Genomic DNA, 14,732 nt, shown 5'->3' on the forward strand with positions numbered 1-14,732 from the left:
ATCATCCGCCTTTGCCGCGGCAGGCTCGCGTCAGGGGAGGTCACTTCGGGGGCAGCATGTCCTTGAACTCCTGAGGGAGTTCGAAGTCGCCGGGGTCCTGGCCCGCGCCGGGGATGCCGAAGGCGCCACCCTGCTCGCCCTCGGCCCGGCGGGCGGCCGCGGCCTGCTCCTCCTGCTTGCGCTTCATCGGGTTGCCCGACTGGCGCTTGCCCTTGGTCTTCTTCTGCTGCTTGCCCTTCTTCTTGCCGCCCCCGGCTCCGGGCATTCCCGGCATCCCGGGCATACCCGGCATGCCGCCGCCCTGTGCCATCTTGGACATCATCTTGCGGGCGTCGAAGAAGCGCTCGACCAGGTTCTTGACGGCGCTGACGTCCACCCCGGAACCCCGGGCGATACGGGCCCGGCGGGAGCCGTTGATCAGCGTGGGCTCCGCGCGCTCCGCCGGCGTCATCGACTTGATGATGGCGGCCGTGCGGTCGACCTCGCGCTCGTCCAGGTTGTTGATCTGCTCCTTCATCTGGCCCATGCCCGGCATCATGCCGAGCAGCTTGGAGAGCGAGCCCATCTTGCGGACCTGCTCCATCTGGGCCAGGAAGTCGTCGAACGTGAACTCCTTGGGCCCCTTCGCCAGCTTGGCGGCCATCTTCTCGGCCTCTTGCTGGCTGAAGGTCTGCTCCGCCTTCTCGATCAGCGTGAGCATGTCGCCCATGCCGAGGATGCGGGACGCCATCCGGTCCGGGTGGAAGGCGTCGAAGTCGTCCAGCTTCTCGCCGTTGGAGGCGAACATGATCTGCTTGCCGGTGACCTGGGCCACGGAGAGCGCCGCACCACCGCGCGCGTCGCCGTCCAGCTTGGAGAGCACGACGCCGTCGAAGCCGACGCCCTCCTGGAAGGCCTCCGCCGTGGTGACCGCGTCCTGGCCGATCATGGCGTCGACGACGAAGAGGACCTCGTCGGGGCTGACGGCGTCGCGGATGTCGGCGGCCTGCCGCATCAGCTCCTGGTCGATACCCAGGCGTCCCGCGGTGTCGACGATGACCACGTCGTGCTGCTTGTCACGCGCGTAGGTGATCGAGTCCTGGGCGACCTTGACCGGATCGCCGACCCCGTTGCCCGGCTCCGGCGCGAAGACGGCCACCCCGGCGCGCTCGGCGACGACCGAGAGCTGGTTGACCGCGTTCGGGCGCTGGAGGTCCGCCGCGACCAGGACCGGCGTGTGCCCCTGCTGCTGGAGCCAGCGGCCCAGCTTGCCCGCCAGCGTCGTCTTGCCGGCGCCCTGGAGGCCGGCGAGCATGATGACGGTCGGCGGGTTCTTGGCGAACCGCAGGCGCCTCGTCTCGCCGCCGAGGATGCCGACCAGCTCCTCGTTGACGATCTTGATGACCTGCTGGGCAGGGTTCAGCGCCTGGGAGACCTCGGCCCCCGCGGCGCGTTCCTTGACCTGCTTGATGAAGGCGCGGACAACAGGAAGCGCGACGTCCGCCTCGAGCAGGGCGATGCGGATCTCACGCGCGGTGGCGTCGATGTCCGCCTCGCTGAGGCGCCCTTTGCCCCGGAGGTTCTTGAACGTCGCACTCAGGCGGTCGGAAAGGGTATCGAACACAGCGCTCGTCGGTCCTCGGGTCGGTGGCGGAGTCAATCACTGGCAAGGGTAGCCGCCCTCCCGGCAACGGGTCCCCGCCAGTCCGGATCGGGTGGTGTACGGCCTCCCCGCGAGGCGGCCCCCGGCCCCTGCCGCCGACCGCTCCCTGGAGGGTTCCGCACCCCGCTCCCCCGCGCCGGCCCCCTCCCCGCGGCGGAAGCTCAAGTCCCTCGCCGGGAGCGGGCACACCACTCTGGACGCTGTCGCCCCGCTCCGGAACCGCTCACAGCGCGTCCGGGCCCCGCTCGCCCGTCCTGACGCGCACGGCGGTCTCCACGGGCACGGCCCAGACCTTGCCGTCGCCGATCTTCCCGGTGCGGGCCGCCTCGACGACGACGTCGACGAGCTGCCCGGCGTCCTGGTCAGGGACCAGCACCTCGACGCGCTTCTTGGGGACCAGGTCGACCGTGTACGCGGCCCCGCGGTAGACCTCGGTGTGCCCGCGCTGGCGGCCGTATCCTCCGGCCTCGGTGACGGTGAGGCCCTGGACGCCGAAGGCGCGCAGCGCCTCCTTGACCTCGTCGAGCTGTGCGGGCTTGATCACGGCGGTGATGAGTTTCATGCGTCCACCTTGGTCGCGCGGCTCGGACGAGGGGCAGTCCCGGGCGCGGCGGGCGGTCCGCCGGGGTCACGGCCCGCGGAGCCGCCGACGGCGGTGAAGTCGTACGCCGTCTCCGCGTGGAACGCCTGGTCGACGCCGGCCGTCTCGTCGTCGGGGTCGGCGCGGAAGCCGATCGTGGCCTGCACCAGTTTGGCCAGCAGCCACGAGACGGCGAAGGAGAAGGCCAGCACCGAGAAGGCGCCGAGGGCCTGCTTGCCGAACTGGACGGGGCCGCCCACGCCGTCCACGGCGAGGAACCCGACCAGCAGGGTGCCGACGAGACCGCCGACGAGGTGGACGCCGACGACGTCGAGCGAGTCGTCGTAGCCGAGCTTGTACTTCAGGCCGACCGCCCAGGAGCAGACGAGGCCGGCCACCACGCCGATAACCAGCGCGCCCATGGCGTTGACCGAGGCGCCTGCCGGGGTGATGGCCACCAGCCCGGCGATCGCCCCCGAGGCCGCGCCCAGCGTGGTGAAGGCTCCGTGGCGCAGGCGCTCGTAGGCCAGCCATCCCGCGAGGGCGGCGCCGGTGGCGATCTGGGTGTTGAGCGCCATGGTGGCGGCCGTGCCGTCGGCGGCGAGTGCGGAGCCGGCGTTGAAGCCGAACCAGCCGAACCAGAGCAGGGCGGCGCCCAGCACGACCAGCGGCAGGTTGTGCGGGCGCATCGGGTCCTTCGTGAAGCCGATGCGCTTGCCGACGACCAGGACGGCGGCCAGTGCGCCGACGCCGGCGTTGATGTGGACGGCCGTGCCCCCGGCGAAGTCGATGACCTCCAGCTCGCGGAGCCATCCGCCCTCGGCCCACACCCAGTGCGCGACGGGGAAGTAGACGAGCGTCACCCACAGGGCGAGGAAGACCGCCCAGGCGCCGAACGTCACGCGGTCGGCGAGGGCGCCGCTCATCAGCGCCGGCGCGAGGACGGCGAACATCATCTGGAACAGGACGAAGGCGAGCACGGGGATGCCGCCCCGCTCGGTGAGGGAGTCGGGCGAGAGCCCGCTGAGCCCGGCGTGGTCGAGGTTGCCGATGAGGCCGCCGGTGTCGGGGCCGAAGGTGAGCGAGTAGCCGAAGAGCACCCACAGCACGCTGACGACCGCCAGCGAGATGAAGGACATCATCAGCATGTTCAGGGCGCTCTTGACCCGGACCATGCCGCCGTAGAAGAAGGCGAGGCCAGGCGTCATCAGCATCACGAAGAACGCGCTGACCAGGACGAAAGCGGTATCCGCGCCGTTCAATGCGAACGTCTCCTCGAATCGTGGCCCCTGGGGGCCATGGGGCCCCGCCCGGCCGAAGGCCGCGGGAGGGCGGGCGTGTCCGCCAGATTTCCCCCGCCCGGTTTCCGCCGCCGCCACGCGGTGTTGCGCGACCGTGAAAACCGGCCCGACGGTGTTACGAGGAGATGAAGCGCACGTCCGCGTCAGCCGGCCACGGCCTCGTTCTCGGCCAGTTCCACGCGCAGCCGCTCGCTGAGGTGTACGACGTCCGCGACCCCGCCGAACTCGCGGACGGCACCCGCGGTGGTGCGCCGCAGCCGGTTGTTGACCCGCTCGGAACGCAGCCGCTTGGCCAGCCCGAGGGCCTCGCTGGCGCGGGCGACGCACCCTTCGGGCTCGTTCTGGAGAAGGTGCACGCTGGCCATCCCGATCAGGTTGAGCGCGTAGGAGCGCTGGTGCCCCCCGCCCTCGGCCTCCCGCGCCTCGCGCGCGAACAGTTCGACGGCACGCTCCATCGCAGGCCGGGCCAGGGACGCGTAGCTGGGGCTGCGCCCGGAGGAGTAGGCCAGGTCGCGGTAGGAGTGCGCGTTCTCCGCGCACAGTTCGGCCTCGGAGAAGAAGCGGATCCAGTCGGGGTCGGCGTCGCTGCGGTCGATGTCGGCGAAGGTCTCATCGGCCATCCGCACGGCGCGCTTGCACTTGCCCGGCTGACCCATGTTCGCGTAGGCGCGGGCCTCCATGGCATGGAGCATGGCCTGGGTGCGGGGGGTGGAGCCTTCCCTGCTGCCGTACTGGGCGAGATGGGTCAGCTCCAGGGCGTCCTCAGGGCGGCCCAGGTGGATCATCTGGCGGGCCATCTTGCTGAGGACGAAGGAGCCGAGCGGCCGGTCACCGGCCTCCTTGGCGGCGTGCAGGGCGAGGACGAAGTACTTCTGCGCGGTGGGCTGGAGGCCGACGTCGTAGCTCATCCAGCCCGCCAGCTCGGACAGTTCGGCCGTGACACGGAAGAGGCGGCGCCTGACCGGTTCGGGGTGACGTTCCTGGAGGAGGTCGGTGACCTCGTGGAGCTGGCCGACGACGGCCTTGCGGCGGAGCCCGCCCCCGCACTGGGCGTCCCAGGCGCGGAACATCTGCGTCGTCTGCTCCAGCAGCGCCAGCTCGGGTCCCGAGAGCCGCTGCGGACGCCGCTGCCCCGCGGCCGCCGCCCTGGGCGCGGGAACGGCCGTGGAGCCGGGCCGCCCGTGGCCGTCCGCGCCGGCCTGCCCTGAGCCCTGCCCGCCGGCCTGCCCCGGGAGCGTCGGCGCGTCGGACTGCGGTCCGGGGACCAGCCATCGTTGCATGGGCTCGACGAGGGCGGGACCGGCGGAGACGGCCAGCGAGGTGCCCAGGAAGCCGCGCTGGCCCAGCATCAGGTCACTGCGGGTGAAGTCGCTGATCATCGCGACGGTCTGGGGACCCGCCCAGGGCAGGTCGATGCCGGAGGCGGCGGGGGACCGCCGGGCGGGCCGCAGTCCCAGGTCCTCGACGGGGACGACGCAGCCGAAGCGTTCGGAGAACAGGTCCGAGAGGATGCGGGGGATGGGCTCGCGGGGCTGCTCGCCGTCCAGCCAGCGGCGCACCCGCGAGGTGTCGGTACTGATGTGGTGCGCGCCCAACTGCCGTGCACGGCGGTTGACCTGGCGCGCCAGTTCACCCTTCGACCAGCCACTGCGCACGAACCACGAGCCCAGGCGCTCGTTCGGGCTCTTGCTCGTCCGGCCTCGCTCAGCCACTGGTAACGCCCCCATCCCGCGTCGGCGACGGACACCGGCCGGGGCGGCCCCGCGCTCCCCCGCGCGCCCCACCGCACCCTCGGCCCACGCCATGCCCCAGGCATAATCCGCCGCCGCGCTCTCTCCACTGTGTGTACCGAAAGTAATCCTACGATCACGGGCCTGGCGAGCGTAATTGCAGAATCGCCACCATTCGCCACCCCTTCGAATGAACCCTTCAGCGCCAGTAAGCGCTTGACTTGACACAGGGCATCAGCCCACGGAGAGACGGCCCCACTCCCCGCCCGTTCCGGCAGTCCCATCGTCACTGTGTGCAACTTTTCGTAACCATCAGCATTCGGGACCCGTTGGAGTGAGCATGGGCTTCACGATCGGCGCCATCGGCGGTCTCAGCGGCATCCGCGAGATCCGCGAACTGCGGCCCGGTGCACGCAGGCGCGAGCGCGCCCAGGTGTGCACCACCGTGGCGGAGTACACGAGCCTGTGGGGCTGGGACGTCGTCCCGGGCGCCCGGGCCGCGCGGTCAGGGGGCCGCGTCACCTGTTCGTGCGGCGCCGCCGCGTGCCCGGCACCCGGAGACCACCCCCTCGACGCGACGCTGGAGGTGCCCGCGGGTGCCACCCTCGACGAGGCCACGCGCGCCTGGTCCCAGGTGCCCGGCGCCGCCACCCTGCTGCCGACAGGCCGCTCCTTCGACGTGCTCGAGGTGGGGCTCGACGCGGGCCGGTGCGCGCTGGTGCGGCTGGAGCGCATGGGGGTGCCGCTGGGCCCCGTGGCGGTGACGCCGCACGGCAGGGCCTGGTTCCTGGTCGCCCCCGGCGCGGCGGCCGAGCTGCCCGATCTGCTCTACCGGACGGGATGGGACGACGCGGACCTCGACCTGCGCGGCAGGGGCGAGGGGGAGCACATCACGGCGCCCCCCTCCGACCTCGCCGCCCACGGCCCGGTCGGCTGGCTGCGCCCGCCCACCCTGGAGACGGCCGGGCGTCCGCCGCAGGCGCGGCTGCTGCTGGGAACGCTGGCCTACGTCTGCCATCGCTCGGCGATCGTGCGCCCGCGCACGGCGGGTGGCGGCCCCGCGGCGCGGTAGTCGGCACCGGCCGGATGCCCTCCCCCCGGGAGGAGGTGTGGGTCGGACCCCCACACCTCCCACCACGGGCGGACGACGAGCGGCCCTCACGGAAGAGACCCGGCGGAACGGCCGGTCGCCACAGCGCACCGCACCCTGGGCTCGCCCCGGACGCAGGCCCGAGACCAGGGCATCGCCGCAGACCAGGGCGTCGGCCCCGGCCCACGGGCATCGGCCCGGCCCAGAAGCGTCGGCTCAGGCCTCCTCGACCAGGGCGTCAACGAAGGCGTCGGGCTCGAACGGCGCCAGGTCGTCCGCCCCCTCGCCCAGCCCCACGAGCTTGACGGGGACGCCCAGCTCGCGCTGCACGGCGATGACGATGCCGCCCTTGGCGGTGCCGTCCAGCTTGGTCAGGACGATGCCGGTGATGTCCACGACCTCAGCGAAGACCCGGGCCTGCACCAGCCCGTTCTGCCCCGTCGTGGCGTCCAGCACCAGCAGCACCTCGTCGACGGGGCCCTGCTTCTCCACGACGCGCTTGACCTTGCCGAGCTCGTCCATGAGCCCGGTCTTGGTGTGCAGCCGGCCCGCCGTGTCGATCAGCACCACGTCGGCGCTCGCCTCGGTGCCCTGTTTGACGGCGTCGAAGGCGACCGAGGCCGGGTCCCCGCCCTCGGGGCCGCGGACCGTACGGGCGCCGACGCGGGTGCCCCAGGTCTCCAGCTGGTCGGCGGCTGCCGCGCGGAAGGTGTCGGCGGCGCCGAGCACCACGGACTGGCCGTCCGCGACCAGCACCCGGGCGAGCTTGCCCGTGGTGGTGGTCTTGCCGGTGCCGTTGACGCCGACGACGAGGACGACGCCGGGGCGGTCGACGGCCCCCTGCGTCTCGGTGTGGACGGTGCGGTCGAGGTCGGGGCCGACGAGGGTGAGCAGCTCCTCGCGCAGCAGCGTGCGCAACTCCTCGGGGGTGCGGGTGCCGAGCACCTTGACGCGCTCGCGCAGCCGTTCGACCAGTTCCTGGGTGGGGCCGACGCCGACGTCGGCGGTCAGCAGGGTGTCCTCGACCTCCTCCCAGGTCTCCTCGTCCAGGTGCTCCCGGGACAGCAGGGTCAGCAGCCCCTTGCCCAGGGAGTTCTGGGAGCGGGACAGCCGGGCGCGCAGCCGCACGAGGCGGCCCGCGGTCGGCGCGGGGGTCTCCAGCTCGGGTGCGGCCTCGGCGGCCTCGGGGGTGGGGGGTGCCTCCGCCTCCTCCGCTTCGGGGAGGCCGACCTCCTCGATGGGACGGCGGGCGCCTTCGGGCGGGGCCTCCGCCTCCTCCCCCACCGTCGGCTCGGCGGTACGTGTGGGCGCTTCGGTCGTGCTCTCGGGGGTGCGGGGCTCCTCGGTCTCGGCCGCCTTCTTGCGCCGGCCGGTCACCACGAGCCCACTGATCGCGGCGAGAGCGACCACAGCGATGACTACGACAAGGATGACGATTTCCATAGCGGCTCCAGTATCCGCCACCGTCAACGCTTCGCGGTCATTCCCTCCTCGCGCGCGCTGGGTTACCTTCCGTCACGCACCGTGCCGCCTGCCGGGGAGCCCTACGTGACCGTGACGACCACCATCCGCTTCAATCTCGTCCAGCCCGACGCGTGTTCGGGCGCGACATCCAAACCGTCGCTGGGCGACCGCTACCGCGCGGCGCTGGAGATGGCGGCCTACGCCGACGAACACGGTGTGACCTCTCTCATCGTCGAGGAGCACCACGGCTCGGCCGACGGCTGGCTCCCCGCTCCGCTCGCGCTGGCGGGCGCGCTGCTGGGACGCACCAGCAACACCCTGGTGACGGCCTGCGCGATCCTGGCGCCGCTGTACGACCCGCTGCGGCTCGCCGAGGACCTCGCCGTCCTCGATCTGGCGAGCGGGGGGCGCCTGATCACCGTGGCGGGGATCGGCTACCGCAGAGAGGAGTACGAGGCGCTCGGGGTGGACTTCGCCCGGCGCGGCGCACTCCAGGACGAGGCGCTGGAGACGCTGCTGGCCGCCTGGACGGGCGAGCCGTTCACCTACCGCGGCCGCACCGTGCGGGTCACCCCCCGCCCGCACACCCGCCCGCACCCGCCGCTGTTCGTCGGCGGCAGCTCCCGTCCGGCGGCACGCCGCGCCGCACGGCTGGGGCTGCCGTTGTTCCTGCCCGCACACCTGCCCGAGCTGGCGCGCTACTACGAGGAGCGCTGCGCCGATGCCGGGATCGCGCCGCTGTGCCTGCTGCCACCGCCTGAGCTTCCTGCCGTGCATCTGACAGACGACCCCGACCGCGCCTGGGCCGAGCTGGGCGGGCACTTCCTCCACGAAGCGCGCCGGTACGCCTCGTGGCAGACCTCCAACGTGCACTCGCTGATGACGGCGCGGGCGACCACGGTGGAGGACCTGCGCGCGGAGGGCGTCTACCGGTTCCTCACGCCGGAACAGTGCCTGACGCTGGTCGCCGGGCAGCCGGCAGGGGCCCGGCAGCTGCTGCTGCACCCGCTGTGCGGGGGCATGCCCGTCGAGGAGGGCAGGCGCTCTCTGCGCCTGCTGGCCGAGAAGGTCATCCCCCGGCTCGCGGAGATCGAGGAGTAGCGCCGGGGCGAGCCGGAGGGTCGCGTCCTGGCCCGCTTTCACCGGAGCCGGACAGTCCGCTGCCCCGGCTCCTGGCGAGGGGCCGGGGCAGCGCCGTACGAGGAGCGGGCGGCGGGGACTTCAGCCCATCTCCTCCAACGCCTTGCCCTTGGTCTCGCGCACCCACAAGAGGATGAACGGGATGGAGAGCAGGGCGAAGACCGTGTACACGATGTAGGTGACGGACAGGTTCCACTCCGACAGGCTCGGGAAGCTGGCCGTGATCGCCCAGTTGGCGACCCACTGGGCGGAGGCCGCGACACCGAGCGCGGCGGCGCGGATCCTGTTGGGGAAGATCTCGCCGAGCAGCACCCAGACGACCACGCCCCACGAGAGCGCGAAGAACAGCGTGAAGGTGTGCGCGCCGACGAGGGCGACGACGCCCTGGGCGTCCGGCAGCGAGACGTCTTCCCCCGACCCCGTCTTGTACGAGAACGCCCAGGCGACCGCCGCCAGCGAGAGCGTCATGCCCACCGAACCGATCAGCGCGAGCGGTTTGCGGCCGATCCGGTCGACGAAGACCATCGCGATGACGGTGCCGACGATGTTCACGATCGACGTCGTGAAGGAGTAGAAGAACGAGCTGCTGGGGTCGACGCCCACCGACTGCCACAGCGTCGAGGAGTAGTAGAAGACGACGTTGATGCCGACCAGCTGCTGGAAGACCGACAGTCCGATGCCGACCCACACGATGGGCAGCAGCCCGAAGCGCCCGCCGAGCAGGTCGCGGAAGGAGGACCGGTGCTCGCTGCGCATCGCCGTCTCGATCTCGTCGACGCGCTGGTCCAGGTCGGTGCGCTCGCCCTCGACGCCGGCCAGTACGCGGCGGGCCTCGCTCTCGCGTCCCGCGGAGATCAGGAAGCGGGGGGACTCGGGGATGCGGAAGGAGAGCAGGAAGTAGGCGACCGCGGGGATCACCATGATGCCGAGCATCCACTGCCAGGCCTCGAGACCCGCCAGGGTGCCGCGCTGGTCCCCGTCGGCGACGGTGAGGATGCCCCAGTTGACGAGCTGGGAGACGGCGATGCCCAGCACGATGGCGCCCTGCTGGAAGGAGGCGAGCCGGCCGCGGTAGGCGGGCGGGGAGACCTCCGCGATGTAGGCGGGGCCGATGACGGACGCCATGCCGATGGCGATACCGCCCAGCACGCGCCATAGCGCCAGGTCCCACAGCGCGAACGGGAGGGCCGAGCCGACGGCGCTGACGGTGAACAGGACGGCGGCCAGCCGCATGACGGGGATGCGGCCGATCCGGTCGGCTATGCGTCCGGCTATGGCGGCGCCGATGGCGCTGCCGATCAGGGCGGCCGCGATGACCTGCGCCAGCAGCGCTGAACCGACGTCGAAACGGTCCCTGACCGCCTCCACCGCTCCGTTGATCACTGAGCTGTCGTAGCCGAAGAGGAAGCCGCCCATGGCGGCTGCGGCGGTGATGAAGACGACACGGCCGAGCGGGGCCGTGTGTCCTGCGGAGCCGGGCCGCGTCTGCGGCACCGCCTGCGGTGTGCTGGTCACGTTGTTCTCCTGAGGTACCCCGGCCACGGTGCCGGGAGGGGACGCCTCCGTCCAAAGGTCGAAGACGGATGCGCGTCGCGCGCAGCCGCCTTCGAGCTCACGGGGGCACCTCAGACTTTAAATCTTCAATTCATGAAGTCAATAGGTCGGCTTGCGCGACCCTACGCACAACACAGCAGATGCAGTGTTCGGCTTGTGAAGCAATAAGGCTTACCGAAGGAGGGCGCCTTCTCAGCTGAGGCGCTGGCTGATGACCTTCGAGACGCCGTCGCCCTGCATGGAGACGCCGTAGAGCGCGTCGGCGACCTCCATCGTGCGCTTCTGATGGGTGATCACGATCAGCTGGGAGCTGTCCTTGAGCTCCTCCATGATCCGGATCAGCCGCTGGAGGTTGGTGTCGTCCAGCGCCGCCTCGACCTCGTCCATCACATAGAAGGGGCTCGGCCGCGCCTTGAAGATCGACACCAGCAGCGCGACAGCCGTCAGCGACCGCTCGCCGCCCGACAGCAGCGACAGCCGCTTGACCTTCTTGCCCGGCGGCCTGGCCTCCACGTCCACACCGGTGGTCAGCATGTCGTCGGGGTCGGTGAGTACCAGCCGCCCCTCGCCGCCGGGGAACAGCCGCGAGAAGACGCCCTCGAACTCGCGGGCCGTGTCGTGGTACGCCTCCGTGAAGACCTGCTCGACGCGCTCGTCCACCTCCTTGACGACCTGCAACAGGTCGGCGCGCGTCTTCTTCAGGTCCTCCAGCTGCGCGCTCAGGAACTGGTGCCGCTCCTCCAGCGCGGCGAACTCCTCCAGCGCCAAAGGATTGATCTTGCCGAGCTTCTGATAGGCGCGCTCGGCCGCCTTGAGCCGCTTCTCCTGCTCCGCGCGGACGAACGGCACCGGCTCCCCGCCCCGCGCCTGACGCCGCGCCGGACCGGTGGCCTTCCGGACACCGTCCCCCGCGCCGCCGTTCTCGACGGTCCCGCCGTCCTCGGCGGCCCCGCTGTCACCGGCAGCGCCACCGTCCCCGGTGGCCTCGTCGGCTTCTGTGGCTTCTGTGGCTTCGTCGGGTGACGTGGGCGGGACCAGCTGGTCGGGGCCGTAGTCCCGTACCAGCCCCTCCGGCTCGACGCCCAGTTCCTCCAGGGCCTTCTTCTCCAACTGCTCGATGCGCATGCGCTTCTCGGCACCGAGGACCTCGCCCTTGTGCACCGAGTCGGTCAGCTTGTCCAACTCGTCCTTGAGACCGCGGCCCTGGCTGCGCTCCTCGCCCAGAGCCCGCTCGCGCTCGGCCTTGGCCCACTCGACGGCCTCCCGTTCCTCGCGCGCCCGCTCCAGCGAAGCCTCGACGTGCGCGAGCAGCTGCCGGGCGCCGTCGGCGACGGCCTCGGCCACCTCCGCCTCGTGGCGCAGCCGCTCCCTGCGCTCCCGCGCACGCGCCCTGGCCTCACGCTCGGCGCGGGCACCCCGGTCGAGGGAGTCCGCGCGCCCCGCGAGCGCCTTGACCCGCTCCTCGTGCGTGCGGACCTGGAGCCGGGCCTCCATCTCCGTCTGGCGCGCGTTGGCGCCGTCGGCCGCGAGCCGGTCCCGCACGGAGGTGTCCGGGTCGTCCGAGACCTCCGCCTCGTGGGCCTCCTCGGCGACAGCGAGCCGCGCGGCCAGCTCCTCGGCCTCCTGCCCCGCCCGCGTCAGGGCCTCCTCGCCCTTGGCGACCGCCGCCTCGGCCCGCTCCGCCTCGCCCTGAGCGGCGCGCGCCTGCCCTCCCAGGGTGCCCACCCGACCGGCGACCCGGGACTTCTCGCGCTCCGCCGCGGACCTGCGGGCCGCGAGGTCGTCGAGCGCCGCGGCCCTGGTACGGCGGGCTTCCTTGGCCTCGGCCTGCTCCTCCTTGAGGCGCTCGCAGCGGTTCTCCAGCTCGGTGAGGCGGGACGCCGCCTCGTCCACCGCCGCCTGCGCCTCCAGCAGGGAAGGAGCCCCCTCCGAGCCGCCGCCGGCGCGGTGCGCGGACAGGATGTCGCCTTCCGCGGTGACCGCCGTGAGGCGGGGGTGCGCCCTGACGACCTCCTCGGCCGTCTCCAGGCTGTCGACGACGACAGTGCGGGCGAGCAGGTGGTCGACGGCGGGACGGAGTTGTTCCGGCGCGGCCACCAGCGCTGTCGCGGCGGTGGTACGGGAGGGAACGGTGCCGGTCCCGGAGCCGGACGGAGGCGCGGCGCCGTCGCCGGGTGGTGTCGCGTCCGCCCGCTCGCACTCCTCGTTGGCCACGATCAGGGAGGCGCGCCCGCCGTCCTCCTTGCGCAGCAGTCGCAGCGCCTCGGCCGCCGTCCGCACGTCCGTCACCGCGACCGCGTCGGCGGCCGAGCCCAGCGCCGCCGCTATGGGCAGCTCGTGGCCCGGGGTCACGGTCAGCAGTTCGGCCGCCGGGCCGAGCAGCCCGGCGAGGCGGTCCCTGGCGGCGAGCAGCGCGGCCGTACCGTCCTTGCGGCGCAGGTTGAGGGCCAGGGTGTCGTGGCGCGCGGAGACGGCGGCACGTTCACGTTCGGCCTCGTTCAGCGCGTCCCGTGCGGCGTTGAAGGAGCTCTCCGCCTCGGCCAGTTCGCGCTTGGCGGTCTCGTGGCGTTCGGCCAGTTCCTCGTCGCCCTGGTCGAGCCCCTGCACCTCTCCGCGCAGTGCCTCGTACTCCTCCTGGGCCGCCTCGGCGCGCCGCAGTGCCTCGTCCCTGGAGGTGGCGAGGCGGTCGATCTCGGCCTGCGCGGAGGCCATACGGCTGCGCGCCGTGCTCGTCTTGCCGCGCAGGCGTTCGAGTCCTTCCCGCCGGTCGGCCAGCGCCCGGGCTTCGTCGCGCAGCCTGCGCTCCTCGTCGGCCAGCCGCCGCTCCAGCTCGGCGCGGTGGGCGACGGTCTCGTCCAGCGCCGTCGTCGCGGCCTCCAGCGCGGCCTCCAGCTCCGCCTCCTGCTCACGGACGCGGGCCGCCTCGCGCTCCATCTCCTCCGGGTCGCGCCCCCTGCGCTCCTCGGGCTGGGGGGAGGCCGCGTGCTGGACGCGCTGGTCGGCCAGGCCGATGGTGCCGCGCACGCGTTCGGCCAGCTGGGAGAGTTCGTACCAGGTCTGCTGTGCGCGCTCCAGGCGGGGCGTCAGCGTGCGGACCTGCTGCTCGAGCTCGGCCTCCCGGCGCAGGGCGTCCTTCAGCTCGGCCTCCGCCGCCTGCTTGCGCTGCTTGAGCTCCGCCTCGTCGGCGACCTCGGTGCGCAGCGCCTCCCGCAGCGAGACGAGATCGTCGGCCAGCAGGCGGAGCCGGGCGTCCCGCAACTCGGCCTGGATGACCTGTGCCTTGCGGGCGGCGGCGGCCTGCCGGCCGAGCGGCTTGAGCTGGCGGCGCAGCTCGTCGGTGAGGTCCTGGACCCGGGCCAGGTTGGCCTGCATGGCGTCCAATTTCCGCAGCGCCTTCTCCTTGCGCTTGCGGTGCTTGAGCACACCGGCGGCCTCCTCGATGAAGGCGCGGCGCCCCGTCGGGTCGGCGTGCAGGACGCCGTCGAGCTGCCCCTGGCCGACGATGACGTGCATCTCGCGGCCGATACCGGAGTCGGACAGCAGCTCCTGGATGTCGAGCAGCCGGCAGGTGTCGCCGTTGATCTGGTACTCGCTGCCGCCGTTGCGGAACATGATCCGCGTGATGGTGACCTCGGCGTACTCGATGGGCAGTGCGCCGTCGGCGTTGTCGATCGTCAGGGAGACCTCGGCCCGGCCCAGCGGCGGGCGCCCCGTGGTCCCGGCGAAGATGACGTCCTCCATCTTGCCGCCGCGCAGCGACTTGGCGCCCTGTTCGCCCATCACCCACGAGAGGGCGTCGACGACGTTGGACTTGCCGGAGCCGTTGGGGCCGACGACGCAGGTGATGCCGGGCTCGAAGCGCAGCGTCGTGGCGGAGGCGAAGGACTTGAACCCCCGCAGTGTCAGGCTCTTGAGGTGCACGCGTCCGGACCCTACCGAGGTTGGTACGGGGATGTCGCGCCCACCGCACCGAGGGGGGACGGGAAGGTTTCGCCGCCGGGGTCGCGCCGCCGGGTTTCGCCGTGGAGGCACCAGGGCACACCAGACGTAACGAAGCGCACCGAGACCGCCACGCGGCATCAGGAGGGCACGGCCGTGCGGTCGTGGTGCGGCGGACGACAGAAGCCGACGCCGACGACGCCGTCCAGCAACGACAACGCCCAGCGTGGCACGGGAAGAGCAAAGGGACGCCGAAGCGTCCCTTACAGACTTTCGAGCGCGGCCGTCCCGC

9 protein-coding genes are annotated in these 14,732 nt (G+C 72.3%); 2 read left to right on the top strand and 7 right to left on the bottom strand.

The features are described 5' to 3' along the window. Nucleotides 1-40 precede the first annotated feature (40 nt). From ffh to DQ392_RS13945, 4 genes are all read right to left on the bottom strand, one after another. The gene (ffh, locus tag DQ392_RS13930) at nt 41-1,603 is read right to left on the bottom strand and encodes a signal recognition particle protein (protein WP_114015907.1); all 1,563 of its coding nucleotides are present in this window, start codon (nt 1,601-1,603) and stop codon (nt 41-43) included. A 262-nt stretch (nt 1,604-1,865) separates the two neighbouring features. Then, a complete protein-coding gene (locus DQ392_RS13935) occupies nt 1,866-2,204 on the bottom strand; it encodes a P-II family nitrogen regulator (RefSeq protein ID WP_114015908.1) in 339 nt (112 codons plus the stop codon). After that, entirely contained in the window at nt 2,201-3,484 is a 1,284-nt protein-coding gene (locus DQ392_RS13940; protein ID WP_114015909.1) for an ammonium transporter, read from the bottom strand. The genes DQ392_RS13935 and DQ392_RS13940 overlap by 4 nt, the downstream gene beginning before the upstream one ends. A 182-nt stretch (nt 3,485-3,666) precedes the next feature. Then, nucleotides 3,667-5,250 (bottom strand): NsdA family TPR-like regulatory protein, encoded by a 1,584-nt coding sequence (locus tag DQ392_RS13945; protein WP_114015910.1) that lies wholly within the window; start codon nt 5,248-5,250, stop codon nt 3,667-3,669. 343 nt (nt 5,251-5,593) lie between these two features. On the opposite strand from DQ392_RS13945, the gene DQ392_RS13950 reads away from it, so the two are divergent. Next, on the top strand, nt 5,594-6,325 hold the full coding sequence (locus tag DQ392_RS13950; RefSeq protein WP_114015911.1) for a bifunctional DNA primase/polymerase: 732 nt from the start codon (nt 5,594-5,596) through the stop codon (nt 6,323-6,325). A gap of 234 nt (nt 6,326-6,559) precedes the next feature. On the opposite strand, the gene ftsY is transcribed toward DQ392_RS13950, so the two are convergent. Beyond that, the gene (gene ftsY, locus DQ392_RS13955) at nt 6,560-7,786 is read right to left on the bottom strand and encodes a signal recognition particle-docking protein FtsY (protein WP_114015912.1); all 1,227 of its coding nucleotides are present in this window, start codon (nt 7,784-7,786) and stop codon (nt 6,560-6,562) included. A gap of 105 nt (nt 7,787-7,891) precedes the next feature. Here ftsY and DQ392_RS13960 point away from each other — a divergent pair, with 105 nt between their 5' ends. After that, nucleotides 7,892-8,908: an LLM class flavin-dependent oxidoreductase gene (locus tag DQ392_RS13960; RefSeq protein WP_114015913.1), complete on the top strand. Its 1,017-nt coding sequence runs from the start codon at nt 7,892-7,894 to the stop codon at nt 8,906-8,908. A gap of 120 nt (nt 8,909-9,028) precedes the next feature. Here the strand turns inward: DQ392_RS13960 and DQ392_RS13965 are convergent, their stop codons facing one another. Together DQ392_RS13965 and smc are read right to left on the bottom strand one after the other, a co-directional pair. Continuing rightward, the gene (locus tag DQ392_RS13965) at nt 9,029-10,462 is read right to left on the bottom strand and encodes a sugar porter family MFS transporter (RefSeq protein WP_425470529.1); all 1,434 of its coding nucleotides are present in this window, start codon (nt 10,460-10,462) and stop codon (nt 9,029-9,031) included. Nucleotides 10,463-10,693: 231 nt separating this feature from the next. Then, the gene (gene smc / locus DQ392_RS13970) at nt 10,694-14,422 is read right to left on the bottom strand and encodes a chromosome segregation protein SMC (protein WP_114015914.1); all 3,729 of its coding nucleotides are present in this window, start codon (nt 14,420-14,422) and stop codon (nt 10,694-10,696) included. Between the last annotated feature and the right edge of the window lie 310 nt (nt 14,423-14,732).

The sequence above is a fragment of the Streptomyces reniochalinae genome (assembly GCF_003323735.1).
GTDB classification, from domain to species: Bacteria; Actinomycetota; Actinomycetes; order Streptomycetales; family Streptomycetaceae; genus Streptomyces; species Streptomyces reniochalinae.

Coding starts and splice junctions, on each gene's coding strand:
- DQ392_RS13935 (WP_114015908.1), bottom strand. CDS start 2,204: ATGAAACTCATCACCGCCGTGATCAAGCCCGCACAGCTCGACGAGGTC.
- DQ392_RS13945 (WP_114015910.1), bottom strand. CDS start 5,250: ATGGGGGCGTTACCAGTGGCTGAGCGAGGCCGGACGAGCAAGAGCCCG.
- DQ392_RS13950 (WP_114015911.1), top strand. CDS start 5,594: ATGGGCTTCACGATCGGCGCCATCGGCGGTCTCAGCGGCATCCGCGAG.
- ftsY (WP_114015912.1), bottom strand. CDS start 7,786: ATGGAAATCGTCATCCTTGTCGTAGTCATCGCTGTGGTCGCTCTCGCC.